Source organism: Streptomyces calidiresistens, assembly GCF_014141525.1.
Taxonomy (GTDB): domain Bacteria; phylum Actinomycetota; class Actinomycetes; order Streptomycetales; family Streptomycetaceae; genus Streptomyces; species Streptomyces calidiresistens.
In genome coordinates this window covers 1-2,291 of the sequence record NZ_VKHS01000820.1, presented here as the reverse complement: position 1 = coordinate 2,291, position 2,291 = coordinate 1, and the positions used below count along the sequence as shown (strand labels likewise).

The following is a 2,291-nucleotide window of genomic DNA, read 5'->3' as shown; positions in this document are numbered from 1 at the left end:
GCCCGGCACGGGTCGACGACCCCGCTCCCCGCAGCCTACGCGGCACACCGCCCGGACCGTCGGGCCGGCCCCGGCCCCCGTGCGGCCGGGCGCCTCCGGGAGAATGGCCCCAACCCCGGACCGGACGGACCCGGACCGGTGGGGCCAACGGGGCGGTAACGACACGAAAGGCGGTTCCGTGCGCGAAGCGGTGCGGCGCGGACTGGCGGGAGCCCTGCTGCGCGGGCTCGCGGTGTGGGCTGTGGGCACCCTCACCCTGATCGTCCTGGCCGGCCTCCTGCCGCGCCTGCGGCTCCAGCACCCCGAGGACGACTCACCGACCGGCATGGGCGTCACCGCCGCCCTCGCGGCGGCCGTCTTCGGCCTCCTCGGCGCCCTCGTCTGGCCGTGGCTGGTGCGGGCCCTGCTGCTGGTGCCGGCCCTGGCCCTGGGCTCGCTGGTCTTCCTGCTCAACGGCTCCCTGCTGTGGCTCGCGCTGACCCTCCTGCCGCAGGGCAGGGGAGAGGTCGGCACCGGCACGGCCGTGGTGGTCGCGGCAGTGCTCTCCGCCACCACCTCGGCCACCGGCACCGGACTCGCCACCCGGGACCCGCGGGTGCTGCGCCGTCGGCTGCGTCGGATGGCCGGCCTGCGCGGTTGGGAGCGCCGGACGGACGGGCCCGCCGCCGAGGCCACCCCCGGCTTCGTCTTCCTGCAACTCGACGGAGTGGGTCACCGGCTCCTGCGCGAGGCGACCGGTGGCCCCGACCCGCTGATGCCGACCGTCGCCCGGCTGTGCGCCGACACCCACCGCCTGCTGCCCTGGCACACCGACTGGCAGAGCCAGACGGGGGCCGCGCAACTCGGCATCCTGCACGGCAGCAACCACGCCGTGCCGGCCTTCCGCTGGTACGAGAAGGAGACCGGCACGCTGATGGTCAGCAACCGGCCCTCCAGCGCGGTGGAGATGCAACGCCGTGCCCGGGAGCGCACCGGATCCCCCGGCCTGCTGGCCGACGGCGGGGCGAGTCGGGGGAACCTCTTCACCGGCGGGGCCGAGCAGTCGGCCCTCGTGCTGTCGGTGGCCGGCAGACCGGCCTTCGGCCGCCGACGGTCGCGGGCCGGTTACTTCGCCTACTTCTCCGACCCGGCGCACGCCGTGCGCACCGCCGGATCCTTCGTGGTCGAGGTCGTCCGCGAGGTCGTCCAGGCCTGCCGGTCCCGGGTGCGCGGCGACCGGCCCCGGGTGCCCCGGGGCGGCCTCTACCCCTTCGTCCGCGCGTTCGCCACGGTCGTGCAGCGCGACGTGGTGCTCGCCGCCGTCCTGGGCGACGTCCTCACCGGACGGCGCGCCGTCTACGCGGACCTGGTCGCCTACGACGAGGTCGCCCACCACTCCGGCCCGCGCAGCCCCGACGCCCTGAAGGTGCTGACCCGACTCGACCGCTGTGTGGAGTTGATCGAACGCGCCATCGAGCACGCCCCGCGCCCCTACCACCTCGTTCTCCTCTCCGACCACGGGCAGAGCCACGGCGAGACCTTCGAGTCGGCCTACGGGATGCGGCTGGAGACACTGGTGCGCACCGGGTGCGGTGCCCCGCTGCCCCGGGAGCGCCGGCCCCGGCACGAGTCCGGTGCCGAGGCGCGGGGCGCGGTCCGGGTGGCCCTCCACCGCCCCGAGGAGGGGGCGGGGACGGGGCGTGCCGGGATCGCCCGGCTGCGCCCCGTCGGCGGGGCGCCGGACATCCCGCCGGACGCGCCCCGGCGGTGGGCTCCCGCCCCCGAACCCGCCGCGGGCACCGGGCGACCGGGCACCGACCCGGTGGTTCTCGGGTCGGGCAACCTCGGGTTGATCTCCCTGCCGGACCTGGCGGGGCGGGCCACCCGGCAGCGGATCGACGCCGTCCACCCGGCGCTGCTCCCGCTGCTCGCCGGGCATCCGGGCATCGGGTTCGTGCTGGTGGAGGACGAGCGGCACGGGCCGGTGGTGCTCGGCCGCGGGGGCGAGCACCGACTGCTCGACGGAAGGATCACCGGCCGTGATCCGCTGGCCCCCTTCGGCCCCGGCGCCGCGGCCCGGGTGCTGCGCACCGCGCGCTTCCCGAACACCCCGGACATCATGGTCAACTCGGCCGTGGATCCCGACACGGGGGCCGTGCACGCCTTCGAGCAGCAGATCGGTTCGCACGGGGGTCTGGGCGGTGAGCAGAACGAGGCCTTCCTGCTGATGCCCCGGAGCCTGGACGACCCCTCGCGTGCCCTCTCGCCGGACCCGGTGGTCGGAACGGGGAGCGGGGAGAGCCGGGAGGGCG

General features: G+C 76.4%; 1 protein-coding gene. It reads left to right on the top strand.

All coding sequences use genetic code 11. The annotated features are described in order from the left end of the window. Positions 1 to 178: 178 nt before the first annotated feature. On the top strand, positions 179 to 2,291 hold a 2,113-nt coding region (locus FOE67_RS23115; RefSeq protein ID WP_323385344.1), incomplete at its 3' end, for a phage holin family protein.